The sequence below is a fragment of the Candidatus Methylomirabilota bacterium genome (genome assembly GCA_035315345.1).
Classification (GTDB): Bacteria; Methylomirabilota; Methylomirabilia; order Rokubacteriales; family CSP1-6; genus CAMLFJ01.
This window is the reverse complement of sequence record DATFYA010000014.1, coordinates 46,701-66,897: the sequence shown is the minus strand read 5'-3', so window position 1 is coordinate 66,897 and position 20,197 is coordinate 46,701. Positions and strand designations below refer to the sequence as shown.

Genomic DNA, 20,197 nt, shown 5'->3' with positions numbered 1-20,197 from the left:
TGCATTACGACATCGCACCGCGTCGAAATGTCGTAATGCAAGACCTGACCCCGGACTCGCGGTCGATGGCGGGGCCGGCGACGAGGCAGACGAGGGCGACCAGAGCCGAGAGCGCGGCGAAGACGCCCCAGGCGACCGCGTACGAGTCGGTGGCCTCGAGCAGGAGGCCGAAGATCGGCGGCCCCACGAGGAGACCCAGCACGATGGCCGCGAAGGCCACGCCGCTCAGGAGTCCGGCCTGGCCGCGCCCGCCCGCCTCGGCGCTGATCACGAAGAAGATACCGACCCAACCGTAGGCGCCGACGCCGGTGGCGAAGGCCAGTGCGCCGGCCGGCAGCGCCGAGGACGCGGGCCAGACCGCGTACACGAAGAAGATCAGCGCGCCGACCGTGCCGGTGAAGGCCAGCCAGAGCGAGCGCCGGCCCGCCGCCCAGCGATCGCTCGCCGCGCCGAGGGTGAGCCGGGAGACCGCACCGCCCGCCTGCGACGCGGCGACCAGGAAGCCGGCGCCGATCTTGTCGAAGCCGAGCCCCTGGATCGTGAAGAGCGGCAGGTAGCTCAGTACCGCACCCTGCACCATGCCGAGCACGAAGCCGGTGGCGAAGAAGACGACGAGCGCCGGCCGCCGCGCCCACCACCAGGACGAGGCCGGCTCCGTGCTGCCGCCCACGGCCGACGTCTCCCGCGCGGTCGCGTGCACCGCGGCGAGCGGGCGCCAGCCGAGGAGCACCGGCAGCGCCACGATCACCGAGCACGCGCCGATGGCCGAGCGCCAGCCGAGCGTGGCCGCGATCGCGGGCAGGGCGAGCGCGGCGACGAGACCGCCGAGAGTGAGCCCCATCTGCTTGACGCCCATCGCGATGCCGCGCTCGCTGACCGGGAAGATGTCCATGATCGCCTTGCCCAGCGCCGGATTCACGACGCTCCAGCCGCTGCCCGCCGCGAAGAGGCAGACGAGGAACGACACGAAGCCGGGCGCGAGCGCCGCCGCGACCAGCCCGATCGCGGCCATCGCGAGGCCGCCCAGGAACGCAGGACGCACGCCGAGCCGGTCTGCGAGCCGGCCGCCGGGCAGCGAGAACAGGAGGCCGGAGAGGTAGATCGACGGGACCAGGAAGGCGACCTGGAAGCGCGACAGGCCGAGCCCGTCGACGAGGCTCGGCGAGAGCGGCGAGATGCCGAGCATGCCGAAGGCGCCCGCGCCGTAGGACGCGGTGAGGATCGTGAGCAGCCGCCAGCGTCCCGGCCGCGCGGGCGACTCAGAGGGGGCCGGGTCGCTCACCGGGTCCAGCGCCAGATCTGCTCCGGGGTGATCGGCAGCCCGCGCACCACCACGCCCAGATGTGCGAGCGCGTCCTCGATCGCGTTGGCGACCGCCGCGGGGCCGGGGATCGCGCCGCCCTCGCCCACTCCCTTGGCCCCGAGCGGGGTGACCGGCGAGGGGTGCTCGAGCCGGTCCACCTCGATCAGCGGCACGTCCACCGACGTGGGCTTGAGGTAGTCCATGAACGTCGAGGCCAGCAGCTGGCCCTGGGCGTCGTAGCGGAACTCCTCGAGCAGGGCCGCGCCGATGCCGTGCGCGGTGGCCCCGTGCACCATGCCCTCGACGATCAACGGGTTGAGCTCGCGGCCGCAGTCGTGCACGACCAGGTACTCGAGGATCTTCACCAGTCCGGTGCGCCGGTCGACCTCGACCAGGCAGCAATGCGCGGCGTTCGAGAACACGAGCTGCGAGCGTACCCGTCGCTCGCCGTCCATCGGCTCGGCGAGCGGATTCTGATACGCCTGCCGCGCCTCGAGCCCCGGCTGCTCGCCGGACGGCAGGCCGAGCACGTCGGCGTAGGCGGTGCGCGCCAGCTCCGCGAACGCGATCCGGCGGTCCGGCGCCCCGCGCACCGCGACCGCGCCGCCGCTCAGCTCCAGATCGGCCACCGCGGCCTCCAGCCGGTGCCCCGCGATGCGAAGCAGCTTGTCGCGCACCCGCGCGGCCGCGCCCACCACCGCGCCCACGTCGGTCACCGAGAACTTGTTCGAGTAGTTGCCGGAGAGATAGAGCCACGGGGTGGTCGCCGAATCGAAGCCGCGGGTGACCGTGACCGCGTCCGGGGTGAGGCCCAGCTCGTCGGCCACGATCTGGGCCAGCACCGTCTCGTAGCCCTGCCCGCTGGGCGGATCCCCCAGCGACACGCGCACCGCGCCGTCGGGCTCCACGCGCACCATCGCGGCCTCCGCGGAGCCGGACGCCGCGCGGCGTCCGGTGACGATCTCGTAGGAGGCGAGGTTGGTGCCCGCCGGCTCCACCGACGTCGCGATGCCGATGCCGAGCCATCGGCCGTCGTCGCGGGCGCGGGAGGCGGCCTGCTCCGCGCGGCGCTCCGCGTAGCCGAACCGCTCGAGCGCCCGCCGCAGCGTGGCCGGGTAGTCGCCGCTGTCGTAGCGGGCGCCTGGCGGGGTGGTGTAGGGCATCTGCTCGGCGGTGACGTAGTTGCGAAGCCGCAGCTCGGCCGGGTCCAGCTCGAGCCGGCGCGCGAGCAGCGCCATCGCCCGCTCGATCGCGAAGCACATGAACGGCTTGCCGATGCCGCGATTGGCCCCGCTCGGGCACTTGTTGGTCAGCACCGACCACGCCTCGTAGCGCACCGCGGGGATGCGGTAGCCGTTGGCGATGTTGCCGAGCTTGATCAGGTTGTGCTGGGTCGGGGTGACGAGGTTCTTGCCCTCGTCGGCGATGTCGCGGATCGAGAGCGCCAGCAGGGTGCCGTCGGCGCGATAGGCCAGCTCCACGTCCATGATGCCGTTGCAGGCGTGCATGAGCGCGGTCAGGTTCTCGATGCGGTCCTCGATCCACTTCACGGGCCGGCCGGTCTTGCGGGCGAGCAGCGCGCAGACCAGGAGATAGGCGGGGCGGCGCTTGTTGCCGAAGCCCCCGCCGATGTCCGGGCAGGACAGCCGCACGCGTGACTGGGGCACCCCGAGCGAGGCGGCCAGGGACGAGATGGTGAGACCCGGCCGCTGGTCGTTCGTCCAGAACTCGAAGGTGTCCGCGCCCGCGTCGTACTCCGCGATGCCGCCGAAGGTCTCGAGCGGGGTCGAGGCGTAGCGCTGGATCGTGAAGCGCTCGCGCAGCACGCCGTCGGCGCGGGCCATCGCCTCGTCCACCGCGCCGTAGGTCAGCGTGTCGTGCCACACCACGTTGGTGCCCAGCTCCGGAAAGAGGAGGGGGGCGTCGGCGCCGAGGGCCGCCTCGGGATCCACCACCACGGGCAGCGGCTCGTACTCGACGCGGATGCGCTCGAGCGCGTCCTCCGCGGTCGCCCGATCGACGGCGGCCACCGCCGCGACCGGCTCACCCACGTAGCGCGCGCGGTCCACCGCCAGGCAGTAGTCGGGCACCACCGCGGTGGTGGGGATGAGGGGGCGGATGGGGCCGGAGCGCGCGACCGCTTCCGCTCCGGTGAGGATGCCGAAGACACCGGGGAGGGCTTCCGCCCCCCGCGTGTCCACGGAGACGATGCGGGCGTGGGCATGCGGGCTGCGGAGCATGGCCGCGTGCAGCATGCGCGGGCGGCCGAGATCGTCGACGAAGCGGCCGCGTCCGGCCACCAGGCGCGCGTCCTCCTTGAGCGGCAGCGGGCGCCCGACCCATCCGCCCTCGCGCACGGGCCGGTGGCTCATGCGCGGGCTCCGGCCCTCGCCGCCGCCTGCGCGATCGCGCGGACGATGTTGACGTAGCCCGTGCACATGCAGAGGTTGCCCGAGATCGCCTCGCGGATGGCCTCGGTCGAGGGCGCGGGATCCTGGGCCAGCAGCTCGGTGGCGGTGACGATCATGCCTGGGGTGCAGAAGCCGCACTGCATGGCGTGGCACGCGCGGAAGCATTCCTGCAGCGGACTCAACCCGTCGGCGGGGGTGAGGCCCTCGATCGTGATGACGTCTCGCCCGTCGAGCTGGGCCGCGAAGAGCAGGCAGGCGCGCGCGCTGCGTCCGTCCACCATCACGGTGCAGGCGCCGCAGACGCCGTGCTCGCAGCCCACGTGGGTGCCGGTGAGCGCCAGATCCTCGCGGAGGAAGTCGGCGAGTGAGCGCCGCGCCTCCACCGCGTGCTCGACCGGCCTGCCGTTCACGGTGAGCCGCACCGCCAGCCGCTCGCTGGGCGGGATCACGCTCATCACGGCGCGCCCGCGAGTCGCGCCGCGGCCTGGAGCACGGCGCGCTCGGTCAGCACGGTGGCCAGATGGCGGCGGTAGTCGGCCGACCCGTGCACGTCGCTCGGCGGATCGCAATCGGAGCCGACGGCGGCGCCGGCCCGCGCGGCGGCGTCCGCGTTGATGGTCACGCCGGCCAGGAGCCGCTCGGCGCTCCGCAGCCGCAACGGCCGATCGCCCACGCCAAATCCCACCACACGCAGACTCTCTCCCCTCGGGGGAGAGGGTGGGGTGAGGGGGCTGCCCAGGACGACGACCACCCCGGCCAGCGCAAAATCCCCCGGGCGCCGCGCGATCTCGGTGAAGCTCCAGCCCGCCGGCGGCGCGGGAATCTCGACCGCGCTGAGGATTTCGTCGCTCTCGAGCGCGGTCGTGAGCAGGCCGCGGAAGAACTCGCCCGCGTGCACCGCTCGGTCTCCGCGCGGCCCGCTCGCGTGCAGCCGCGCGTCGAGCGCCAGCAGCGCCGCCGGCAACTCCGCGGCGGGATCGGCGTGCGCGAGACTGCCGCCCAGCGTGCCCTGATTGCGGATCGCGGTGTGGCCCACGTGCCGCGCGGCCTCGGCCAGCAGCGGCGCGCGCTCGCGGACGAGCGGCGACACGACCAGCTCCGCGTGACGCGTGAGCGCGCCCACGCGCAGTCCACCATCGCCGGCGGGCGCAATCCCGGTGAGGTCGCGCACGCGCGTGATGTCGACCAGCACCGCGGGGCGCACGAGCCGCATGTTCAGCATCGGCACCAGGCTCTGACCGCCCGCCAGGATCTTGGCCTCGCCGGGCGCCTCCGCGAGGAGCGCGATCGCCTCGGCGAGCGTGCCCGGGCGCGCGTACCGGAACCGCGCGGGCTTCATGTGCTACCTTCGGCCCGAGTTGTCATTCACCGCGCGCCGAGGAGAGCCATGAAGATCCATCATCTCTACGTGGACCAGCAGGGCGAGTCGCACTTCGAGGACATGGAGATCCCGTACACCGAGACCGGGCGCGCCGGCCGCCTGTCCGCGCGTCTCCCCGCGACCGGCATCATCTTCAGAGAAGTCCCGCCTGACTACGATCTGGACTGGCACCCGGCGCCGCGACGGCAGTACATCATCAACCTCGACGCGGGCGTGCAGATCACCGCGAGCGACGGGCAGTCGCGCCAGATCGGCGCGGGCGAGATCATCCTCGTCGAGGATACCTGGGGCAAGGGCCACCTGTCCAAGGCCCTCGACGGCAAGCTCCGCCACTGTATTTTCGTCCCGATAGACTAGCCGGCGATCGTCGGCTGGTCGTCAGGTGCGGTTCGCCAAGACCAGCGTGCCGGCGGCGGAGAGCATGCCGCCCATGCCGTTGACGAGCGAGCAGCTGGCACCGGGCACCTGGCGGGCGCCGCACTCGCCGCGCAGCTGGCGGGCCGCCTCGATGATCGGGAAGATGCCGTACATGCCGGAGTGCGTGTAGGAGAGGCCGCCGCCGTTGGTGTTGATGGGCAAGCGGCCGCCCGGGGTGGAGCGTCCCTCGCTGAAGAACTGCACGCCTTCACCCGGCTTGGCCAGCCCCAGCGACTCGAGCATGATGGGTGGCCCCGAGGTGAACGCGTCGTAGAGCATGATGTGGTTGAAGTCCTGGCCCGACACGCCGGCCATCGAGAAGGCGCGCTCGCCGGCCAGGCGGGTGGCCGCGCTCGCGGCGAGGTCGTCCATCTGCGTGACCATCACGTGCTCGGTGGCCTCGCCGAAGCCGCGCACGTACACCGGCGGCTTGGCGCAGTCCTTCGCGCGATCCGCGCGGGTCAGCACCACCGCGCCGCCCGCGTCGGTGACGAGGCAGATGTTGAGCAGGTTGAACGGGTAGGAGACCGGCCGCGAGTGGAGCACGTCGGCCACCGTGATCGGATCGCGGAAGCGCGCCTTCGGGTTGAGGGCGGCCCACTGGCGAGTGGAGACCGCCACCTGCGCCCACTGCTCGAGCGTGGTGCCGTGCTCGTGCATGTGACGGGTGGTGATCATGCCGAAGTAGCTGGTGGCTCCGCCGAAGCCGTAGGGGAACTCGAACTGCCCGCTGAGCGCGGTGTCGCGCGTGCGGGTGACGCCGGTGCCCGAGCGGCCGGACTCTCCGTGCGAGACGACGGCCACGTCGCAGAGGCCGTGGTGCAGGGCGGCCACCGCGTGACCCACCATGATGATGAACGAGCAGCCGCCGACGGTGGTGCCGTCCACGTAGCGCGGCTTGACCCCCAGGGCCTCGCCGAGGGTGGCGGGGGAGTGCTGGCCCGCGGTGAAGATACCGTCGACGTCACGGACCTTGAGTCCCGCGTCGCGGACCGCGTTGGAGATGGCCTCCAGGTGCAGCGAGAGCTGGCTGGTGTTCGGCAGGGTGCCGATCTGATCGCTCTCGTCCACGCCCACGATGCAGGCGACGTTGCGCAGCTCCCGCTGCCGCTCGGCGACGGTCGGCATGACGCTCACCGCCTCGGCTGGAAGAGCGGCAGGGTCACCTCGTCGCTCACCTTGGTGAACACGACCTCCACCGGCATGTCGCACGTGATCGCCTTCGGCGAGGGCTCCACGTTGATCAGGTTCGACATCATGCGCGGCCCCTCGTCCAGCTGGACCATCGCGAGCACGTAGGGCGGCTTGATCTTCCACGCCTTCTGGAAAGCCTGGTAGGCGATCTCGAAGGAGTGCAGCGTGCCGCGTCCGCTCGCCTGCATCCACCCGATGCGCCGCGAGTGACAGCGCGGGCACAGGATGCGGGGATAGAAGAAGACGTGCCCGCACTCCTCGCAGCGAGGGAGCATCAGCTTCTCGGCCTTACAACCGTCCCAGAACGGCTTGGCCTCCGGGGTGATGGGCGTGGGCAGCGGGCGATCGACGTCCATGGCGCTCCTCTCTCGCGATGACGCGGTGACGACGAGACCGCTGAGACTCTACGCGGGGGCGCGAAGGGTGTCAACGAAGCGAGCGGCCTCGTCAGGGCAGCGTGAACGCGACGACGGAGTCTCCCATGGTGGTGCCGAGCTTGCCGTGGCCACCGGCCGCGATGACGACGTATTGCCGCCCGTCCGCGCGATACGTCATCGGCGTGGCCTGGCCGCCGGCGGGCAGCTCGTGGCGCCACAGCTCCTTGCCGCTCTCGACGTCGAAGGCGCGGATGTAATCGTCCATGGCGGCCCCGGTGAAGACGAGGCCGCCCGCGGTGACGATGGGCCCGCCGAGGTTCGGGCTCCCGGCGGTGAGCAGGGCCGGACGGAACAGCCGCGCGAGGAGTGGCTTCCAGAGGCCCGACACCACCGACCCCAGCGGCACGTCCCAGACCGTGCGGCCCGAGTAGAGATCGACCGCCACGACCGTGCCCCACGGCGGTGGATTGCAGGGCGTGCCGCCCGGCGAGAGCAGCGGCGCGCGCCGCATCGCGTACGGCGTGCCGGCCTGCAGCGCCAGCTCGGCCCGGATCCGGTCCTGGACGGTGCCCGTCTGCGCCTCGAGCGCGAGGCGCTCCTGTGGGATCAGTCGCACCAGCGTTGCCAGCCGGTTGGTGTTCATGACGAGCAGGTGCCGGACCGGATCCCAGGCTGCGCTGCCCCAGTTCACGCCGCCCACGTTGCCCGGAAACACGATCGTGCCGCGCAGGCTGGGCGGCGTGAAGATGCCGTCACTGCGCGCGGTGGCGATCGTGTCACGACACCAGGCGCGGTCGCGGTCGCCGGCGCCCCAGGCGTCCTCCGCGCGCAGCGTGTCCGGCACCACCGAGACGCCGGAGGACGGCTGGGTCGGCCACGCCAGCTCGCCGGGCACGTCGCTCGCCGGGACCGCCCGCTCCTCCACCGGGATCAGTGGCGCGCCGGTCACCCGGTCGAGCACGAACACGCGGCCCATCTTGGTGGTGATGGCCACCGCCGGCGTGCCGTCCCGCCAGGTCAGGAGTGTGGGCTGCGAGGCCACGTCGTAGTCCCAGAGGTCGTGGTGGACGACCTGGAAGCCCCAGACGAGCGCGCCGGTGGCGGCGCGGAGGGCGACCACCGAGTTCGCCCAGCGGTTGTCCCCGCGGCGCACGCCGCCCGCGTAGTCCGGGCTGGCGCTGCCGGTCGGCACGTACACGAGCCCGCGCGCCTCGTCCACCGACAGCGTGGACCAGGCGTTGGCCGCGCCGGTCCGGGGCGTCGTCTGGCGTCCCCACGGCATCGGATCCCACGTCCAGCGGAGCGCGCCCGAGCGGGCGTCGAAGCCCCGCACGATGCCGCGCTCGACATCGACCGCCCGGTTGTCCCCGATGGCCGAGCCGACGATGACGACGTCGCCGCTCACCGCGGGCGGCGAGGTGACCTGGTAGCTGCCGAGGTCACGCAGGTCGACGTCGCGCGTGAGGTCGACCTGTCCGCCCGCCCCGAATCCCCCGCAGGGCGTCCCGGATGCGGCGTCGAGCGCGATGAGCCGGGCGTCGAGCGTGCCCATGAAGATGCGGACCCGGCACGGCGCCCCGGGGGCGGCGCTCGGATCCCGCCAGGCCGATACCCCGCGCGAGGTCACTTCCGAGTAGCCGTGGGAGAGATCGAGGCGCGCGGAGTATTCCCAGCGCTTCGCGCCCGTGCGCGGGTCGAGCGCGATGACGTGGTTGTAGGGCGTGCTCAGAAAGAGCGTGCCGTCGACCAGGATCGGCGTCGCCTCGAAGGCGGCCTTGCGGTCGAGCGCTCCGCCGCGGCCGAGCGCGGCCGTCCGGTACGTCCAGGCCACGCGAAGGCGCGCCACGTTGGTGCGGTCGATCTGGGCGACCTCCGAGTACCGGGCGCCGCCCGCGTCGTTGCCGTAGAACGGCCACCCCGAGTCGGACGCGCCGGGCGTCTGCGCGGGAGCGCGGGGCGGGATGACCACGCACGTCGCGGCGAGCAGGGCCGCCGCCGTCCACGCGCCCGGCCGCATCATCGCCGAGGCGTCAGACCGCGGGCTCGCCGGCGGTGACCGCGATGCACTGGCCGGAGAGGTTCTTGGCCGCGTCGCTGCAGAGGTAGACCGCCAGGGTGGCGATGTCCTCCGCGGTGGTCATGCGCCGCAGCGGCGCGCGCTCCACGAAGGCCTTCCGCATGTCGGCGACCGGCACGCCGCGCACCTCCGCCTGTCCGGCGATCACGCGGTCGATGCGGTCGCCCTCCACCGCGCCGGGCGCGATCGCGTTGACCCGGATGTTGTGCGGCGACAGCTCGAGCGCCATGCCGTAGGTCATGCCGACCTGCCCGGCCTTGGAGGCGCAGTAACCGATCCGAAACGGCAGGCCGCGCCGTCCCGCGGTGGATGAGACGTAGACGATGGAGCCGGCCCCCGCCTTGATCATCTCGGGCACCGCGAAGCGCGTGCACATGTAGGAGCTGGTCAAGCAGGAGTTGACGGTGTAGAACCAGTCCTCGGTCGTATAGTCCTGCACTCGCTTGGTGGGTCCGCCGTCGCCCGCGTTGGCCACGAGCACGTCGAGCTTGCCGAAGGCCGTGACCGCCGTCTCCACCATGCGCGGCACGTCTCCCTCGCTGGCCGCGTCGCCGCTCACCGCGACCGCGCGCCCGCCCGCGCTCTTCACGAGGGCCGCCGTCTCCTCCACGAGGGCGCGGCTGCGCGCGGCGCAGACCACCGCCGCGCCCTCCTGCGCGAACAGCCGGCTCATCACCCGGCCGATGCCCTTGCTCGCTCCCGTGATCAGCGCCACCTTGCCGTCCAGCTGTCCCATGCGTCCTCCTCGTGGGTCGTGTCTCGTGGCCGCGCGAAGCGGCCGGCAAAGAAGAATCGCGCATCGGTGTCACGCGGGCAACGGTAATTCTTACCAGCGCCTCGCTGTAGCTTTTTCCGCGAATCCGGAAGCGCCGCGAGGCGTCCTCGGCGCAACGACAGAAATCTCGGGAGGAGCCCGCGATTCGTCCCGCTGGCACGCGGGTTGCCACGATCGAGTCGTACAGGAGGTAGGTGAACCACATGACCAGGACGAAAGCGAATCGAATCCTGTCCGCGACGATCGGGCTATCGCTGCTCTCGCTCACCGCGACCGCGTGCGGAACGGTCGGCGGCGCCGCGGTGGGTGCGGGAGCGGGCGCGGCGGTGGGCGCGGGGACCGGATACGGCGCCGGCAAGGGCGCCTTGATCGGAACCGGCGTCGGTGCCGCCGCCGGCGCCATCTACGACATCACGAAGCACTAGCGTGCGGAGGAGACTCGATGAAGCGGTACCAGGCGGTCGCGATGGGCACGATGCTGGCAGTTCCGCTCTGGGTCGGCGCCGCGTCGGCGCAGACCAACAAGGCCGCGTGTGACGCGGCCAAGGCCGGCTCGCCGCAGAAGGTCGAAGGCAAGGTGGTGCGGATCGACCAGGCCTCCGGCAAGGTGGCGGTGACCGAGGCCAGCGGCAAGACGCACGAGTTCCAGGCGTCGAAGGAAACGCTCCAGGACCTGAAGGTCGGCGACACGATCGAGGCCCGGCTTCGCTCGGTCCCCAACTGCTGATCGCTCGCGGAACGGCGGCGGGGTCGGAACCGGGGCCCCGCCGCCGGTTGCCGGCCGTCGCGACGGTGCGCTAGGATCTCCGCCATGAACATCCTCAAGAGCCTGGCGGTCAGGAACGTCGAGGAGGCCACGCGGGAGATCCCGGTCATCGATTTCTCGCCCGTGTTCCGGGCGGGGCCCGCGGATCCGGAGGCGTCCGAGGCGCTCGCTCGTCAGGTGCGGCACGCCAGCGAGACGGTCGGGTTCTTCTATCTGGCCGGCCACGGGGTGCCGGACACGGTGGTGGACGCCGCCTTCGCGGCCTCTCACGAGTTTCACGCGATGTCGATCGACGAGAAGGCGCGCCTGGCGATCAACGAGAACAACATCGGCTACCTGCCGGTGAACCAGTCCATCCAGAAGGCTTCGACCGTCCACAAGGCGACCCGGCCGAACTACAACGAGAGCTTCTTCATCAGCCACGACCGCCCCGCGGATCATCCCGACGTGGTGGCGGGCACGCCGCTGCGCGGCCGCAATCAGTGGCCGGACGGACGCGGGGCGATGCGCGCGGCCATGGTCGCCTACTTCAAGACCCTCGAGAGCGTCGGGTGGACAATGCTGCCGGTGCTGGCTCGCGCGCTCGGCATGCCCGCCGACTATTTCACCCCGTTCTTCACCGGCGAGGCCCACATCAACCTGCGCTTCCTGCACTACCCGCCGCAAGACGTGAGCGACGACGAGCAGTTCGGGCAGGGCCCGCATACCGACAACTCGTTCATCACCATCCTGGCCCGCACCGAGGTGCCGGGGCTGGCGGTGCGGCTGCCCTCGGGCGAATGGCTCGCCCCGCCCTTGATCCCGGGGACGTTCCTGGTGAACCTGGGCAACATGATGAAGCGCTGGTCGAACGATCGGTTCCTCTCCACGCCGCACGCGGTGCTGAACGAGTCCGGGACCGATCGCTATTCGATCGCGTTCTTCTACAGCCCGCTGCCGACCGCGGTCATCGAGTGCCTGCCGAGCTGCACCGGCCCCGACGACCCGCCGCGTTACCCGCCGGCGGTCTACCGCGACCTGGTGGTCGACTTCTACAACGCGAACTATTTCCACCGGAAGAGCTACGTGCCGGAGGACTCGCGCGTCGGCTCCTGACCGCGTGCCGACCGCTCCGGTCGAATAGACCGCGGCGGCGGGCCGTCGGACTGTCGAGCATGAAGATTCGGGCGATCGGGCGGTTGATGGTGGGTTTCGGGCTGGTCGCGCTCCTGGTGGGCGTGGCCGGCGCCGGCGCGCCGGTTGTGGCGGGCGGCCGCGGACACGGGCACTTCCGCGGGCATGGGCACGGGCATGGCCCGCATTTTCACGGGCGCGTGTTCATCGGACCCCGCGTCTTCGTGGGCCCGCGCTTCTACGTGGGCCCGCCGTACTACGGGTATCCGTACGGCCCGTACTACTATCGCTATGCCCCGCCGCCGGTGGTGGTCACGCCGCCCCCCACCACGTACATCCAGCGTCCCGCCGAGTCCTACTGGTACTACTGCCAGGACCCGGCCGGCTACTACCCGCAGGTGACGCAGTGCCCGGCCGGCTGGATCCAGGTCGCCCCGCGTTAGGGGTCAGGTCTTGCATTACGACATTTCCTCGCGCGAGGGCAGACAGCGCGAGCGGCGGAAATGTCGTAATGCAAGACCTGACCCCGGTCAGAGATCCGACAGCAGCATTCGGCGGTAGGATTCGGCGGCGGTCAGCTTGCGGCGACGGCCTTGCTCGCGGGCCCACTGGGTGATCATCTCGCTCGGATCCCACTCGCCCATCTGGCTCTTGTGCGCGCGCAGCGCGGCCACCTTCACGTCCAGGAACTCCGCGATGTCGACGTACGTATCCGGCCGCTCGGCCCCGTGGATGTAGACCTGGCGCACCTCGTGCGGATCGAGGCCCTCGTCGAGCAGCTCGGGGAAGATCAGCCGAGTGCCCGCCGACGGAAACACCGCGTCGAGCGCGACGTCGGCAGCCGCGCGGTGGTCGGGGTGGTTCATGTAAGTGGTGCCGTAGTAGCGCACGGTGGGATCGCCGGTCAGGACCGCCTCCGGCCGGTGGCGCCGGATCAGCCGGGTCAGCTCTCGCCGGAGCCCGATGGAGGGCTCGAGCGCGCCGTCCTCGTAGCCGAGGAAGATCGTCTCCTTCACGCCGAGGATGCGGCAGGCCTCGCGCTGCTCGTCTTCGCGGATGGTGACCAGCGCGTGCCGGGTCATGTCGAGCGGCGTGTACTTGTTCGAGCCGGCCCCGCCGCTGGTGATGCACACCGACACGATCTCGCAGCCGGCGCGCGCCCACTTGGCCAGGGTGCCGGCGACCGTGAACTCCTGGTCGTCGGGATGCGCGTGGATGCTCATGGCCCGCGCGGGAGCGGGCGGCTCCTTCGGCGCGCTGCGCGGGGCCACGGCCCGAGCGACTAGCCGGCGAGCGCGTCGTACGCGACGCGCGCCATGCGGCCGATGAGCGTGTTGGCCGCGGTGAAGCCGGGGGTGCCGTCGGGCAGCGCGGCCGGGACGTGATCGGTGTAGGCGGTGAGGATGAAGAGCGGGCGATCGTCCTTCCACACAATGCCCGCGTCCATGAAGCCGCGCGAGCCGGTGCCGGTCTTGTGCGCGACCTTCGTGCCGAGCGGCAGCTGCGAGGGCAGCCGCGCCTTCAGCTTCTGCCACGAGAGGATGTCGAGCCCGAGGCGGCACAGATCCGGTGTCACGCCCAGGCGCGCCGCCACCGCGGCGTCGCGGGTGCCGCGCAGGATCAGCTCGAGCAGCAGGCCCTGGTCGTTCGGCGTGGTGGACGTGACCTGCTCCAGCGCGTGATCGGGCCCGAGCCGGGGCGGGATGCCGAAGCGGTGGATGGTGCCGGTCATGCCGATCGATTCGCAGAAGCGCTGGATCTCGCCGAGGCCCACCAGGTCCACCACGAGGCCGGTTGCCGTATTGTCGCTGACGATGATCATCATCACCAGCGCGTCGCGGAACGTGATCCAGAAACCGGGCGTCAGATGCTGGAACGTGCCCGAGTCGTTGTCCTGGTACCTGGAGTCGATCGTCACCTTCTGGTCCAGCGCCAGCTTGCCGTCGTGCACCGCCTTCAGCGCGGCCATCATGATCGAGATCTTGCGCGTGCTCGCCGAGGGCACCGGCACGTCGCCCCGCCGGTCGGCGCGAGCGCCACTTCCCAGGTCCTTCAGGTACCAGCTGGTCTGGAACGGCAGCGCGTCGCAGAGCGCGTCGAGGCGGGCGGCCAGCTCCTTCATCGCGTCTACTCCTCCCGCCCGAGCCCGGGCATGCTGAACGCGGCGCGGCCCAGCTCGGCCGCGAGGGCGGCGCGCTGCTCGTCGGTCAGGGCCACCAGCGGCGGCCGCACCGTGACCCATGCCGGGTCGCCGCCGTAGCGCGCGATCACCGCCTTGAGCGCGGGGATCATCGGATAGCGCTGCATGATGCCGCGGATCTGGTCGAGGCGCGCCTGCTGCGCGTCGGCCTCCGGCGTCTGCCACTCGCGGTGGAGGCGCGCGATCGGGGCGGGGTTCACGTTGGCGGTGGCGCTGATGCAGCCGGCGCCGCCGTGGCGCATGTTGGCGAGCAGGAAGGTCTCGCTCCCCGCGAAGACGTCGAAGCCGGACGCCGCGAACGCGTCCAGCATCGCCTTGGTATTGTTCCAGTCGCCGCCGCTGTCCTTCACGCCGGCCACGATGCCGGGATAGGCCTTCAGGAGGCGCTCGATCAGCCCGAGGGTGATCGGCACCTGCGAGACGGGCGGGATGTGATAGACGTACACGCGCAGACGCCGGTCGCCTACCCGCTCGATCACCTCCGCGAAGTTCTTGAAGAGCCCGTCGTCGGAGACCCCCTTGTAGTAGAAGGGCGGCAGCATCAGCACGCCGCCCGCGCCCAGCTTCATGGCGTGCGCGGTGAGCCGCACCGAGTCGGTCAACGCGCAACAACCGGTGCCCGGCATCAGACGCGACGGGTCGATGCCGCCCGCGACCAGCCGATCGAGCAGCTCGATCTTCTCCTCGCTCGACAGCGAGTTGGCCTCCGAGTTCGTGCCGAACACCGCGAGGCCCACGTCCTGGGACAGGAGCCAGCGGCACTGCCGCACGAAGCGCTCGGGATCGGGCGACAGGTCGGCCTTGAACGGGGTGACGACCGGGGAGAGGACGCCCTTGATGCGGTCTGTGCGCTCGGCTGTGGCCACGGGGTGCTCCTTGTTTATCGGTGATGGGTCTACGGGCCCGTATCGTAGCACGCGGCCTGGCCGGAGGTGACCGCGCGTCCACGCCGCGACTCCGGCCAGGTACAAGAGGATGCGTCGGCTGAGCGGGATTCCAACCAGTACCGGTGTCGATCCCGCCGCCGCTCGTTCGACCAGGGGTATGACGATGATCTGGGCCGGTCGCATCATGAGCGGGCTGGTCGCCCTGTTCCTGCTGTTCGACAGCGTGATCAAGCTCGTGAAGCTGCCCATCGCGGTGGAAGGCACGATGCAGCTGGGGTATCCCGAGCACACGGTGGTCGGCATCGGGGTCGTCCTGCTCGTCTGCCTCATCGTCTACCTGATCCCGCGAACCGCCATCTTCGGAGCGATCCTGCTGACCGGCTACCTGGGCGGCGCGATCGCGACGCAGGTGCGCGTCGGCAGTCCGCTCTTCAGTCATGTTCTCTTCCCGATCTACGTCGCGCTGCTCGTGTGGGGTGGTGTGTTCCTGCGATGCCCCCGGCTGCGCGCGCTCATCCCCGTGCAAAGGAGCGAGCCATGAGAGTGAATCCCTACCTGCTGTTCAACGGCCGATGCCAGGAGGCGTTCACGTTCTACGCGGAATGCCTGGGCGGCAAGATCGAAGCGATGCTGCCCCACGCGGGCACGCCGGCGGAAGGCCACGTGCCGCCCGAGTGGCGGGAGAAGATCATGCACGCCCGCCTCAGCCTCGGCGAAGACGTGATCATGGGCTCGGACGCGCCGCCCGGCCACTTCGAGTCGCCGAAGGGCTTCTCGGTGACGATCCAGCTCACCGATCCCGCCGAGGCCGACCGCATCTTTCAGCGGCTCTCCGACGGGGCGACGGTGACCATGCCCATCCAGCAAACGTTCTGGGCCACGCGGTTCGGCATGCTGGTCGATCGCTTCGGGACGCCGTGGATGGTGAACTGCCAGCCGGCCGGCTGAGCTATGCCAGCATCTCGGAGGAGCGACTCCGACTAGCCGCGGACGAGCGCGGCGACGGACGGGAGCGGGGCGCCGTCTTTCCGGGTGATCGCGCGGCGCGCGGGCCCGGTCTGATCGCCGAAGGTGGGCTGCCAGCAGGAGTGCTTGCCCGCGCCCCCGGTCACGATCACCGTCACGTCGTCGGCCGAGCGCACCGCCGGCACCATGGTGTCGGGCGCGTCCTTGGCGCCGCGCTGGATCAGGTGCGCGCGGTACTCATCGCCCAGGCGGGCGAGCGGGAAGCGCGCGTGCTCGACGAGGAACTCCTTGACCTGCCGCTTGCTGAACCCGTCGCGCGCGATGGTGGCGGCATGCTCGGGTCCGAGCGCCAGCAGGGGATGGCCGCCGGCCAGGATGTTGTTGCTCCCGGCCTGGCCCATCGCGCCCGCGACCACCTTCAGGATGCCGAGGCCGGTATAGCTGTAGTGATCCTGGATGTTGTGCGGCCCCTCGCAGGCGATCGCGGTGATCGTGCTGGTCTCTCGCGCGAAGCCATGCTCAACGTGTAGTGGCTCCCACGGATTCGCGTCCTCGTTCTCGGCCACGCAATAGGCGATCTTGGCCGGGCTGCCCTGGGTGGCCCGGTCGCCGGTGCCGGGCAGCCCGCCGCCGACGTTCATCAGCAGCAGGCGGATCGCACGGCCGATGGTGAGGTTGGCGTGAAAGCCCTGGCCGAAGGCGTTGTAGCCCGCGTTGATGCCGATCTCCCTGGCGATCGGCCCGTTCACGATGATGAGCGGGGCCACCGGATGCGTGGTGGCCTGGATGGAATCCAGGTTGAACGCGGGATCGGCCAGCGTCTCGATGGCCGCGATGATCACCGGCATGTACTCGGGCCGGCCGCCCGCCATCACCGCGTTGATCGCGATGCGCTCGACGGTGCACTCGCCCTGGCGGGGCGGCAGCACCGCCACCACCTCGCGCGGCCCGCGATCCGTGTAGCGCAGGAACTCGCGCACGTCCGCCTCGGTGGGCGGCACGATCGGGAGGCCGTCGGTCCAGCCCCGCTCCTGATAGTGACGGTTTATGTGGGCGTAGCCGCCCGTGAGACGGAAGACTTTGGCGGCCGGGCCGGCGGAGGACGCGCCGGCGGCGGCCGCACCGGCGGAGGCCGCGCGGGAGGCCGATGCGCTCACGGCCGCGTGACCGCCTTCCGCACGGTCTCGACGGCCCCCTCCGCCTTCTTCACCACCTCGTCCTCCCGGATGCCGCCCAGCGGATGGGGAATCAGGGCCAGCGGCAGGTCGGCGAGCCCGCGATTCTTCGCCTCGAGCCGCGCGAGCTGCTCGAACTCATACGTGCCCATCACGACGGTGGGAATCCCCCGCTGCTCCAGCACGATGGCGCCGTGGATACTCCACGACGTGCACGACCCTCAGTCGGCGCTGCCGACCAGGACGAAGTCGCACGTCGTGAGCGCGGCCAGGATGTCGGGCGACGGCGCGCCCGCGATGCCCTTCTCGCGCTTGACGACGTCACGAACGCCGTACTGCTCCTTCAGGCGCTCGGCCACCGCCAGCATCAACGTGCCCGCGTTGGCCTTGCTGTTGTCGAGGATGCCGACCCGCTTGCCCTCGAGGCTGGCCAGCCGCGGGGCCAGCCCGGTCGCGAGAATGCGCGGCTCGGCGGTGGGATCGTAGAGAACGTGCTCTTCCTCGCTCATCGGCTCGTCTCCTTCCGCTGCGGCAGCAGCGTCAGCATGCGATCGACTCCGCGCTCGAGACACCGCTTGATCTCGTCGCGGGTGGCCCGGTAGCGGTCCTCGCCCTGGCCGAACGGGTCGTCGACGTCGCCGGCCTCGCCGGCCAGCTCGTGCAGCGTCATGATCGGGCGGCCCTGCGCCTCGGCGTAGGCGCCGATCGTGTCCTTCTGCTGGGCGGTCATGGTCACGATCAGGTCGGCGGCGGCCACGATCTCGCGGTGGCGGCGCAGATCGGTCGACGCGAACGCAGTCTCGCTCAGATGGATGTCGTCCTCGCGCAGCACGATGCGCGCGTCGAGGGAGGGGATCATCCCGTCGCGGGCGTGATTGGCGATGCCGCCCGAGCGCACCCGCACCGCGCCGTTGGTGCCGCGCGCGGCCAGCATCTTCTCCAGGAGCACGTGGGCCATGACGCTGCGGCAGGTGTTGGCGTGGCAGACCAGCAGGACAGTGCTCAACACGCCTCCGATCGAGGGCAGGCCGGCGAGGACCCCAGATGTTGCCCGCAGTCTATCAGATCGCCCGCCGCGAAATCCGGCTTCGCCGGCCGGTCACGCTGGTGTAAGGTCGTGCCCGCTGGCCGCACCCGAAACGCTCCGACGGCGGCCGCGTGGAGGCCCTCGCATGGATCGGCGCACCGTCCTCGCCGTGCTCGTGTGGATGCTCGCGTGGCCGCGCGTCTCCCGGGCGACGCAGCACCGATCCTGGCGCATCGGCTGGCTCTCGCCGGCCTCGTCGGCCTCCGGCGGCTACGAGCTGGAGGCACTCCGCGGCGCCCTCCGCGCGCTGGGCTACCTCGAAGGCCAATCGATCGTGATCGACGCGCGCTGGGCCGAGGGCAACAGCCAGCGGCTGCCCGATCTCGCCCGGGCTCTCGTCGGCGCGCGCGTGGACGTCATCTGCACTTCCGGCACGCCCGCGACGATGGCGGCGAAGGCCGCGACCGGCCGCATCCCGATCATCTTCGGGCGCGCCGCCTTTCCCGACAAGACCGGCCTGGTCTCGAACCTGAGCCGTCCCGGCGGCAATCTCACCGGCGTCACCTTCATCGGGCCCGAGTACGGCAAGCGCCTCGAGATGCTGCGGGAGGTGTCGCCCCGAACTGTGCGGGTCGCGCTCCTCTACAACGACCAGAACGCGGCCAGCGTGCTGGCGATGCGGGAGACGCAGGAGTGGGGCCGCTCCCTGCAAACCTCGGTCGAGCCGCTCGGGGTCCACGACGAGGCCAGCCTGCAGGCCGCGCTGGTGGCGGTCCGCTCGAGCCGGGCCGAGGCGCTCATGACCACCGCGGATCCGTTGATCGCCTCGTATCGATCCCGGGTCGTCGAGTTCGCGAACGAGCACCGGCTGATCGCGATGTACGGGGAGCGGGAGTACGTCCGGGCCGGCGGGCTCATGTTCTACGGCACGAGCACCACCGACATGTGGCGGCACGCGGCCACCCACGTCGACCGCGTGCTCAAGGGCGCGAAGCCGGGTGACCTGCCGGTCGAGCAGCCGACCCAGTTCGAGCTGATGATCAACCTGAAGGCGGCGAAAGCGCTGGGGCTGACCTTGCCCCAGTCGCTCCTGCTGCGGGCGGACCAGCTGATCGAGTGACCGCGGCGGCTAGGAGCGCGGCTCCCAGGGCGACTGCCAGTACCGCACGCCTCGGCCCAGGTCCTGCCACTCGCCCTTCGGCCGCTCGGCGAGGCTCTTGCCGAAGTTGGTGCCGGGCGGCTCGTGGAGGTTCTTGCCGAGCGTCTCCGGGAAGAGCTTGGCCAGCTCCGCGGGCTCGAGCTTGCGGTCGGCCTCGATGCGGCGGATCGGCTCGGGCAGGGCCATCAACGTATAGCCGTAACCGAACGAATGGAAGACCTGCCCGTTGATGTGCCCGGCCTGCTCGCTGGCCAGGAAGGTCACCAGCGGGGCCACGTTGTCCGGATCGCGGTCGGTGCCGATGGCCTGCTCGCTCGGCCACTTCCCGGTCTGCTCGAACACCTGCCGGCCGCGCGGGGTGGAGTCGATCATGCGCGTCGCCCCGCTCGGCATGATCGAGTTGGCGGTGACGTTGTATTTCGCCATGCCGTTGGCGGTCGACCACATGAGGCCGATGATGCCGGCCTTGGCCGCGCCGTAGTTGGGCTGTCCGGGGGAGCCGAGCGCGGAGACCGAGGACATCGAGATGATGCGCCCGTACTTCTGCTCGCGCATGTGCACGGAGGCGGCGCGGGTGCAGAAGTAGGTGCCGTCGAGATGCACGGCCAGCACCGCGTCCCACTCCTCCTTGCTCATGTTGAAGATCATGCGGTCGCGCAGGATCCCGGCCACGTTGACCAGGATGTCGATCCGGCCGTAGGTCTTCACGACCTGCTCGACCATCTCGTTGGCCGCCGTGTGGTCGGCCACCGAGCCGTAGTTGGCGGAAGCGGTGCCGCCCGCCTTCACGATCGCGTCCACCACCTGCTGGGCCGGTCCGGTGGCGATGCCCTCGCCGTCCAGACCCGCGCCCAGGTCGTTGACCACCACCTTCGCGCCTTCCTTCGCGAGCGAGATCGCGATGCCGCGGCCGATGCCGCGGCCCGCGCCGGTCACGAGCGCGGTCCTGCCCTCGAGCAGCCTGGCCAT

Annotated in this window: 24 protein-coding genes; 8 read left to right on the top strand and 16 right to left on the bottom strand. The window is 71.1% G+C overall.

What is annotated here, in order from left to right:
- Positions 1–4: 4 nt before the first annotated feature.
- Genes VKN16_02225 through VKN16_02210 form a run of 4 tightly spaced genes read right to left on the bottom strand, consistent with a single transcriptional unit; the run spans position 5 to position 5,053 of the window.
- Entirely contained in the window at positions 5–1,282 is a 1,278-nt protein-coding gene (locus VKN16_02225) for an MFS transporter (GenBank protein ID HME93019.1), read from the bottom strand.
- Positions 1,279–3,675 (bottom strand): xanthine dehydrogenase family protein molybdopterin-binding subunit, encoded by a 2,397-nt coding sequence (locus VKN16_02220; protein ID HME93018.1) that lies wholly within the window; start codon positions 3,673–3,675, stop codon positions 1,279–1,281. Before VKN16_02220 ends, VKN16_02225 begins: the two co-directional genes overlap by 4 nt.
- Positions 3,672–4,169, bottom strand: coding sequence for a (2Fe-2S)-binding protein (locus VKN16_02215; GenBank protein HME93017.1), 498 nt, complete (start codon positions 4,167–4,169; stop codon positions 3,672–3,674). Before VKN16_02215 ends, VKN16_02220 begins: the two co-directional genes overlap by 4 nt.
- Entirely contained in the window at positions 4,169–5,053 is an 885-nt protein-coding gene (locus VKN16_02210; protein HME93016.1) for an FAD binding domain-containing protein, read from the bottom strand. Before VKN16_02210 ends, VKN16_02215 begins: the two co-directional genes overlap by 1 nt.
- A gap of 48 nt (positions 5,054–5,101) precedes the next feature.
- Between VKN16_02210 and VKN16_02205 the strand changes: the two genes are divergently transcribed.
- Positions 5,102–5,452: a hypothetical protein gene (locus tag VKN16_02205; protein ID HME93015.1), complete on the top strand. Its 351-nt coding sequence runs from the start codon at positions 5,102–5,104 to the stop codon at positions 5,450–5,452.
- 21 nt (positions 5,453–5,473) lie between these two features.
- Here VKN16_02205 and VKN16_02200 read toward each other — a convergent pair whose 3' ends face one another.
- The 4 genes from VKN16_02200 to VKN16_02185 form a co-directional block, all read right to left on the bottom strand.
- Positions 5,474–6,640 (bottom strand): thiolase, encoded by a 1,167-nt coding sequence (locus VKN16_02200; GenBank protein ID HME93014.1) that lies wholly within the window; start codon positions 6,638–6,640, stop codon positions 5,474–5,476.
- Positions 6,641–6,645: 5 nt separating this feature from the next.
- A complete protein-coding gene (locus tag VKN16_02195; GenBank protein HME93013.1) occupies positions 6,646–7,062 on the bottom strand; it encodes a Zn-ribbon domain-containing OB-fold protein in 417 nt (138 codons plus the stop codon).
- Positions 7,063–7,153: 91 nt separating this feature from the next.
- Positions 7,154–9,103, bottom strand: coding sequence for a pyrroloquinoline quinone-dependent dehydrogenase (locus tag VKN16_02190; protein ID HME93012.1), 1,950 nt, complete (start codon positions 9,101–9,103; stop codon positions 7,154–7,156).
- A gap of 10 nt (positions 9,104–9,113) precedes the next feature.
- Positions 9,114–9,896: an SDR family oxidoreductase gene (locus VKN16_02185; protein HME93011.1), complete on the bottom strand. Its 783-nt coding sequence runs from the start codon at positions 9,894–9,896 to the stop codon at positions 9,114–9,116.
- A 242-nt stretch (positions 9,897–10,138) separates the two neighbouring features.
- On the opposite strand from VKN16_02185, the gene VKN16_02180 reads away from it, so the two are divergent.
- From VKN16_02180 to VKN16_02165, 4 genes are all read left to right on the top strand, one after another.
- Positions 10,139–10,360 (top strand): YMGG-like glycine zipper-containing protein, encoded by a 222-nt coding sequence (locus tag VKN16_02180; protein ID HME93010.1) that lies wholly within the window; start codon positions 10,139–10,141, stop codon positions 10,358–10,360.
- Between the two features lie 17 nt (positions 10,361–10,377).
- Positions 10,378–10,662, top strand: a complete 285-nt coding sequence (locus VKN16_02175; GenBank protein ID HME93009.1) for a hypothetical protein — start codon at positions 10,378–10,380, stop codon at positions 10,660–10,662.
- Between the two features lie 84 nt (positions 10,663–10,746).
- Positions 10,747–11,796, top strand: coding sequence for a 2-oxoglutarate and iron-dependent oxygenase domain-containing protein (locus VKN16_02170; GenBank protein ID HME93008.1), 1,050 nt, complete (start codon positions 10,747–10,749; stop codon positions 11,794–11,796).
- A gap of 59 nt (positions 11,797–11,855) precedes the next feature.
- A complete protein-coding gene (locus VKN16_02165) occupies positions 11,856–12,257 on the top strand; it encodes a hypothetical protein (protein HME93007.1) in 402 nt (133 codons plus the stop codon).
- Between the two features lie 87 nt (positions 12,258–12,344).
- On the opposite strand, the gene VKN16_02160 is transcribed toward VKN16_02165, so the two are convergent.
- The 3 genes from VKN16_02160 to VKN16_02150 are packed head-to-tail and all read right to left on the bottom strand — an operon-like array spanning position 12,345 to position 14,880.
- Complete coding sequence (locus VKN16_02160) at positions 12,345–13,085, bottom strand: PIG-L deacetylase family protein (protein HME93006.1); 741 nt, start codon at positions 13,083–13,085, stop codon at positions 12,345–12,347.
- Positions 13,086–13,096: 11 nt separating this feature from the next.
- The gene (locus VKN16_02155) at positions 13,097–13,936 is read right to left on the bottom strand and encodes a serine hydrolase (protein ID HME93005.1); all 840 of its coding nucleotides are present in this window, start codon (positions 13,934–13,936) and stop codon (positions 13,097–13,099) included.
- 5 nt (positions 13,937–13,941) lie between these two features.
- A complete protein-coding gene (locus tag VKN16_02150; protein HME93004.1) occupies positions 13,942–14,880 on the bottom strand; it encodes a dihydrodipicolinate synthase family protein in 939 nt (312 codons plus the stop codon).
- Positions 14,881–15,064: 184 nt separating this feature from the next.
- Between VKN16_02150 and VKN16_02145 the strand changes: the two genes are divergently transcribed.
- Both VKN16_02145 and VKN16_02140 read left to right on the top strand, forming a co-directional pair.
- On the top strand, positions 15,065–15,442 hold the full coding sequence (locus VKN16_02145; GenBank protein ID HME93003.1) for a DoxX family protein: 378 nt from the start codon (positions 15,065–15,067) through the stop codon (positions 15,440–15,442).
- Positions 15,439–15,849: a VOC family protein gene (locus VKN16_02140; protein HME93002.1), complete on the top strand. Its 411-nt coding sequence runs from the start codon at positions 15,439–15,441 to the stop codon at positions 15,847–15,849. The genes VKN16_02145 and VKN16_02140 overlap by 4 nt, the downstream gene beginning before the upstream one ends.
- 32 nt (positions 15,850–15,881) lie before the next feature.
- Here the strand turns inward: VKN16_02140 and VKN16_02135 are convergent, their stop codons facing one another.
- The 4 genes from VKN16_02135 to VKN16_02120 are packed head-to-tail and all read right to left on the bottom strand — an operon-like array spanning position 15,882 to position 18,048.
- The gene (locus VKN16_02135; protein ID HME93001.1) at positions 15,882–17,024 is read right to left on the bottom strand and encodes a hypothetical protein; all 1,143 of its coding nucleotides are present in this window, start codon (positions 17,022–17,024) and stop codon (positions 15,882–15,884) included.
- Entirely contained in the window at positions 17,021–17,227 is a 207-nt protein-coding gene (locus tag VKN16_02130; protein HME93000.1) for a hypothetical protein, read from the bottom strand. The genes VKN16_02135 and VKN16_02130 overlap by 4 nt, the downstream gene beginning before the upstream one ends.
- Before the next feature lie 36 nt (positions 17,228–17,263).
- On the bottom strand, positions 17,264–17,551 hold the full coding sequence (locus VKN16_02125; GenBank protein HME92999.1) for a hypothetical protein: 288 nt from the start codon (positions 17,549–17,551) through the stop codon (positions 17,264–17,266).
- Positions 17,548–18,048 (bottom strand): low molecular weight protein arginine phosphatase, encoded by a 501-nt coding sequence (locus VKN16_02120; protein HME92998.1) that lies wholly within the window; start codon positions 18,046–18,048, stop codon positions 17,548–17,550. The genes VKN16_02125 and VKN16_02120 overlap by 4 nt, the downstream gene beginning before the upstream one ends.
- A gap of 166 nt (positions 18,049–18,214) precedes the next feature.
- On the opposite strand from VKN16_02120, the gene VKN16_02115 reads away from it, so the two are divergent.
- Positions 18,215–19,189, top strand: a complete 975-nt coding sequence (locus VKN16_02115) for an ABC transporter substrate-binding protein (protein ID HME92997.1) — start codon at positions 18,215–18,217, stop codon at positions 19,187–19,189.
- A gap of 9 nt (positions 19,190–19,198) precedes the next feature.
- Here VKN16_02115 and VKN16_02110 read toward each other — a convergent pair whose 3' ends face one another.
- Complete coding sequence (locus tag VKN16_02110; GenBank protein HME92996.1) at positions 19,199–20,197, bottom strand: SDR family oxidoreductase; 999 nt, start codon at positions 20,195–20,197, stop codon at positions 19,199–19,201.